We start from the raw sequence: 6346 nt of genomic DNA, 5'->3' as shown, positions 1-6346 counted from the left end.
TACTGTAAAGTAAAACGAATAGCCCAAATATAAAAGACCGATTAACCCGAATAAAACAGCAATAATTAATTGAATTCCATTACAAATTACGTTTAAAAATAAAATTCGTTTGGTTTCGTTTTTTGGAAAATAAAGCGCTTTTCCTGCGTATTCGCCAATTCCGTTTGGAGTAAATAATCCCGCAGTTACACCAGCTAAAACTTGTTTTGTAGCCGTGTAAAGCGAAATTCTTTCAACTACTTCAACTAAATTTTTCCATTTCAAAATTTCTAAAAACCGATTTAGAACACTAAATCCTAACATAAAAATTATCCAAGAAAGAGTAAATTTATGTTGTACTATCCCTGAAAATTGAGTCCAACTCAGTTTGTCATCGTGAGCTAATTTGTCATATATAAAATAAAAAGCACCAAAAACAATCGTAAGTTTTATTATAAGTGTGAGATATTGTTTAGTTTTGTTTGTAATCATTTTGCAAAGAAAAGAAAATTAAGAGTTATTTCGCAGAGTTACACAAAGTATCTCAGAGAGACACAAAATAATTTAGCGTTACTTTGCGACTGACTTTGTGAATCTCTGTGTAAAAAATATGTCAAACGAACGCATCATTCTCGGTATCGATCCAGGAACTACTATTATGGGTTTCGGACTCATTCGTGTGGTTAATAAAAAAATGGAGTTTATTCAGTTAAACGAATTACAACTTAATAAAATGGACGATCATTATATGAAGTTGAAACGAATTTTTGAGCGAACTATCGAATTAATTGACACGTACCATCCTGATGAAATAGCTATTGAAGCACCCTTTTTTGGAAAGAATGTGCAATCGATGCTAAAATTAGGAAGAGCACAAGGAGTAGCAATGGCCGCAGGTTTATCAAGAGAAATACCAATTACAGAATACGAACCCAAGAAAATAAAAATGGCCATTACAGGAAATGGTAATGCCAGTAAAGAACAAGTTGCAAAAATGTTACAACAACTATTAGGGCTAAAAACCTTACCAAAAAACCTCGATTCTACAGATGGTTTAGCCGCTGCGGTTTGTCATTTTTTCAATACAGGAAAAGTGGTGGGAACCACAAGTTATTCGGGTTGGGATGCTTTTGTGAAGAATAATGAAGATAAAATTAGAAAATAACGAAAGAATAAAATATTGACGCAATAATTTTTTGTAATGAAAGTTATTAGTTCTTATACATCATTCCAAATGAAAAAAACATTTACTTTTTTTTTACTATTTATCAGTTTTGTGCTCTTTTCTCAAAACACCATTTCAAAAAGTATTATTTTGTCTGAGCCTCTTATTTCTAAGGAGTTTAGTTTTTTAAAAGAGGAATTAAAAGATGTTCAAGTTGTAATGCTTGGAGAAATTAGTCATTTTGATGGAAATGTTTTTGAAACTAAAACCGAGATTATAAAATATTTGGTAGAGAATATGGGATTTGATGTAATTGCATTTGAATCTGGAATATACGATTTATGGAAAGCTCAAAATGAAATTAGTAGAGGAGCAAATTGCAAACAAGTTTTTAGAAATTCTTTATTTTCTATGTGGGGAAAAAGACAAGAGTTTCAAAGTTTTATTACGTTTTTTGAAACTAATAAAGCAAAATTAAAGCTTTTTGGATTTGACCATCAAATTACGAGTACGGACGGTATTTCAAATTTATCAAACGATTTATTTTCTTATTCGAAACAAATAAACCACAATATAAAATTAAATAAAGATGATTTTAGTTTGCTTTTAGAATCTATATCAAATTCTGGTATGTTTGATGAAAGTGATATTTCATATTTAATTTTTTCTTCAGAATTAAACAAATTGAAACAAAAAGTAATTCAGCAAAAAAACTCAGAAGAAAAATTTTATTGGTCACAAATTTTAAACGGATTGTTGACATTAGGTGAAGATGCTTTTACACGTCAAAATTTTACAAGTACATTCAATTGCACAAGTATTGACAATATTAGAGATAAGCAAATGGCTGAAAATTTGTTAGTATATATAAAACAAAATCCTGAAGCGAAAATTATTTGTTGGGGTGCCAATCAACATTTTACTAATAATTTGAAGTCTGTAAAAACACCTATTATAAAAGATTTTATGCCAATGGGAACATACATAAAAAAGGCATTAGAAGATAAAATGTATAGTTTAGCAGCAGTTACAGCTAATGATTCCATTTTTCTTCAAAATAAATGGTATAGCACTCCAATAAAAGAGAGCTCATTTGAAGATGTCTTAAAAAAACAATTTATAACTAATCCTGTATTTTTTAGTGCAAAACAATTAGAATTAAATGAAATAAAACAAAATAGGCTATATAGCCCAATTACATTCATAGAGGGAAATTTATCCGACTTTCATGATGGCTATTTATTTTTCCCAAAAACTTCTTTGTCAACAATTGACGAGTATGACGATGAAATTCATACCACAACTAATAAAAAAGAAGTAGTTGATGATGAAAAAGAGTTCGATATAAAGCAAAGACCTAACGAAACTTTAATTGAAGAAGTTGTTATTTATAGTAAAAACACACCATATCAAATTCTAAAAAAAGCTATCGGAAGTTTTGATAAAAATTATCCAACTAAAGGATTTAGTTCGGATTTAAAAACGAACATTTTGATAAAAGTTGCTGATACGACTTGTGTTGATGCGGATGTTTTGGCTCAACAATATGATTTAGGTTATGTAAATCGTGATTTTAGAAATACGAAAAAAGTTTTGGAAACAAAATGGAAGGTTAGTAAAAATTTTCAAACAGAAAGTTTTAAAGAATATCATGGTTTGATGTATAATAGTCCAATTCAATACGCTCCGCTTTTAAAAGACAACAAGTTTAAAAAATTTGAGTTAAACGTTGAAGGAACAACCAAAATAAATAATGAAGAAGTTATTATAATTCAGTTTTCTTCTCCAAGAAATCATTCTACATTTACAAGGCGTGTTTACTTAAGTAATTATTCGGGCTATATTTACATTAATAAATCTGATAATGCTATTATAAAAATTATTGAAAATTGGCAAGTTACTGATTTTCCTATAACATTCAGAGATGGTTATGTCTTGAAAAATAATTTATCAAAATATACAAACAAAGAATATTTAAATGAAAGTACGATAACAGAATTTGTGAAAGATAATAATTTATATTTTATTAAAAACGCCAAAAATGTTGTTTCTGGAATTTTATATAATGAAGTGAATGATAAAACAGATTATGAAATTACAACAACATCAAATTGGAATAATTTTAATGTATTAAATCCAAAAATAATTAAATCAAATAATGAAGTACTTTTGTTTGGAAACTAAGATAATTACATTTTACACTTTGTCAAACTGAACACTTTTAAATGAGCGGCATCTACATTCACATACCTTTTTGCAAGCAAGCGTGTCATTATTGCGATTTTCATTTTTCTACTTCTATGAAGAAGAAAGAGGAAATGGTCTTGGCTTTGGTAAAAGAATTGGAATTTCGAAAAGACGAATTTCAAAATGAAGAAGTAGAAACCATTTATTTTGGTGGAGGAACACCAAGCGTATTGTCGATTGACGATATACGATTTTTGATTAATTCCGTTTACCAAAATTATAATGTAATTGAGAATCCAGAAATTACTTTGGAAGCAAATCCAGACGATTTAGATGAAGAAACGATTCTTCAATTTGCTAATTCACCAATAAATCGCTTATCCATTGGTATTCAATCTTTTTTTGAAGACGATTTGCAACTGATGAATCGCGCACACAATTCGGAAGAAGCCAAAAAATGTTTAGCATTTGCTTCACAACATTTCGACAATATATCTATCGATTTAATTTACGGAATGCCAAATATGAGTAATGAGAAATGGCTTCAAAACATTAAAACGGCTCTAAGTTTCAATATCCCACATATTTCCAGTTATGCCTTAACGGTGGAACCAAAAACGGCATTGCATAAAATGATAAAGTCAGGTTCAATTCCGAATTTAGACGATGATTTAGCACAACAACATTTTCATATTTTAATTGACAAATTACAAGAAAATGGTTTTGTACATTATGAATTGTCGAATTTTGGTAAACCAGATTATTTTTCGAATAACAACACCGCTTATTGGTTAGGTAAAAAATACATTGGAATTGGTCCGTCTGCGCATAGTTTTAATGGGAAAAGTAGAAGTTGGAATGTGTCAAATAATTCATTGTACTTAAAAGCAATTGCAGAAAATAAAGTCCCATCAGAAATTGAAATTTTATCAAAAACAGATCAGTATAATGAATATATTATGACGGGTTTACGAACCATCTGGGGCGTTTCTTTAGAAAGAATTGAAACCGAATTTGGAAGTAGCTATTTGGAGTATTTGCACCAACAAGCAGAAAAATATATTTCAGATAATTTGTTGACAGTTGAAAATAATATTTTAAAAACCACTAAAAAAGGAAAATTTTTAAGCGATGGCATCGCAAGTGATTTGTTTTTGTTAAATTTGGAATAGTTTAACCGCAAGGTTCGCAATGTGAAGCGCAAAGCTCGCGTTTTATATAAGCCAAAATGATAAATATGACAGAAAATGAATTATCAAGAATTGTTTTTGATGCAGCATTAAAAGTACATCAGAATTTAGGTCCAGGCCTTTTAGAAAGCGCCTATGAAGAATGTTTGTTTTATGAATTAAATAAAACGGGAATAAAAGTTGAGAAGCAAAAAGCGTTACCACTTATTTATGAAGAAATAAAATTAGATATTGGTTATAGATTAGATATTATTTTAGAAGACAAATTAATTATAGAAATAAAATCAGTTGAAAGTTTAAATGACGTTCATTTTGCACAATTATTAACGTATTTAAAATTAACAAATTGCAAATTAGGTATGCTAATTAACTTCAATGTGAAATTAGTAAAAGATGGAATAAAAAGAATAGCAAATAACCTTTAAAAATCTTTGCGAACCTTGCGTAATACTTTGCGAGCTTTGCGGTTAAAAAAAATGAAAGCAATTATAAACAACTTCAACATCGACTTATCAAAACCTATTGATATTTCTTTACCTTTATCTAATACAGATGCCAATCCAATTGCGTGGTATATTGAAAAACCGGTAATTGAACCTGTAACTTTTGAAAATTGGACCGGAAAAGTTTCGGAAGGGAGTTCAACCAATTTCAATAATATATTTTTCAATCCACACGGGCACGGAACTCATACCGAGTGTTTAGGGCATATAACCCACGATTTTTATTCTATCAATCAGTGTTTGAAACAGTTTTTTTTTATGGCTGAATTAGTTTCTATTTCGCCAGAAGAAAGAAATGACGATTTTATCATTACGAAAAGTCAAATTGAAAATTCTTTAAATGGAAAAACCCCTGAGGCTATAATCATTCGTACCCTTTCAAATAATTCCGATAAAAAATCTAAAAACTATTCGCATACCAATCCGCCGTATTTGTTGGAAGAAGCGGCAACTTATATTCGAGAAATCGGAATTAAGCATCTGCTAATTGACTTACCAAGTGTAGATAGGGAAGAAGATGAAGGCAAATTATTGGCACACAAAGCGTTTTGGAATGTAAAAAACACGACAATTTTAAACGATGATGCCCGTTTAGATTGTACAATCACAGAACTAATTTATGTTGAAGATTCCGTTTCTGACGGCACTTATTTATTGAATTTGCAAATTGCCTCTTTTGAAAATGATGCAAGTCCGAGCAAGCCAGTTTTATATGCAATTCATTAATTTTCAATTACTTTTGAAATACATCTAAAATTTAAAAAATAAACTTCGTAGATAAAAAGTTTGACTCTCCTTCAGTTACAATTTTATTAATAATAGCTTTATTGTCCTTGTTTTCTTTAGTGGCTACAACTGTTCGTATCGAAAAAGAACGAAGTGCATCATAAACCGAAAGTGTACCTTCCGCAGAATCTTTTCGCCCTGTAAATGGGAACGTATCAGGACCACGTTGACACTGAACATTAAGGTTTACACGTGATACTTGATTGACTAACCCATCAATTAAATGCGAAATTTCGTGGGTGTCCGTTCCAAAAATACTAACTTGTTGTCCAAAATTTGATGTAATCATATAATCAATCGGTTCTTGTAATTCTTTAAATGAAACAATAGGAACAATAGGTCCAAATTGCTCCTCACGATACAATTTCATCCCTTCAGTAACGGGATATAGTACTGCTGGGAAAAACAAAGTACCATTTTGAATGGCGCCATTTTCATTCATAATTTTTGCCCCTTTACTTTCGGCATCGGCTATGCAATCATTTAAATATTTGAATTTTTCTTCCTCTGGCAAAGGCGTAATTTGCACCTTTTCG

The 6346-nt window shown here is 30.1% G+C and carries 6 protein-coding genes and 1 pseudogene; 5 read left to right on the top strand and 2 right to left on the bottom strand.

Features of this window, described 5'->3' with window-relative positions; genetic code table 11:
• Positions 1–471: pseudogene (locus tag ACIQ11_RS08155) on the bottom strand (hypothetical protein); the annotation flags it as partial.
• 118 nt (positions 472–589) lie between these two features.
• Here ACIQ11_RS08155 and ruvC point away from each other — a divergent pair.
• From ruvC to ACIQ11_RS08130, 5 genes are all read left to right on the top strand, one after another.
• On the top strand, positions 590–1144 hold the full coding sequence (gene ruvC / locus ACIQ11_RS08150) for a crossover junction endodeoxyribonuclease RuvC (protein WP_353077425.1): 555 nt from the start codon (positions 590–592) through the stop codon (positions 1142–1144).
• Between the two features lie 69 nt (positions 1145–1213).
• Entirely contained in the window at positions 1214–3328 is a 2115-nt protein-coding gene (locus tag ACIQ11_RS08145; RefSeq protein WP_396154163.1) for an erythromycin esterase family protein, read from the top strand.
• Positions 3329–3369: 41 nt separating this feature from the next.
• Positions 3370–4503, top strand: coding sequence for a radical SAM family heme chaperone HemW (gene hemW / locus ACIQ11_RS08140; protein WP_396154162.1), 1134 nt, complete (start codon positions 3370–3372; stop codon positions 4501–4503).
• 65 nt (positions 4504–4568) lie between these two features.
• Complete coding sequence (locus tag ACIQ11_RS08135; protein WP_396154161.1) at positions 4569–4946, top strand: GxxExxY protein; 378 nt, start codon at positions 4569–4571, stop codon at positions 4944–4946.
• A 51-nt stretch (positions 4947–4997) separates the two neighbouring features.
• Complete coding sequence (locus tag ACIQ11_RS08130; RefSeq protein WP_396154160.1) at positions 4998–5750, top strand: cyclase family protein; 753 nt, start codon at positions 4998–5000, stop codon at positions 5748–5750.
• Between the two features lie 31 nt (positions 5751–5781).
• On the opposite strand, the gene ACIQ11_RS08125 is transcribed toward ACIQ11_RS08130, so the two are convergent.
• On the bottom strand, positions 5782–6346 hold a 565-nt coding region (locus ACIQ11_RS08125; protein ID WP_396154159.1), incomplete at its 5' end, for an aldehyde dehydrogenase family protein.

This window comes from Flavobacterium sp. (genome assembly GCF_044361065.1).
Taxonomy (GTDB): Bacteria; Bacteroidota; Bacteroidia; order Flavobacteriales; family Flavobacteriaceae; genus Flavobacterium.
This window is presented reverse-complemented; position numbering and strand designations above follow the sequence as displayed.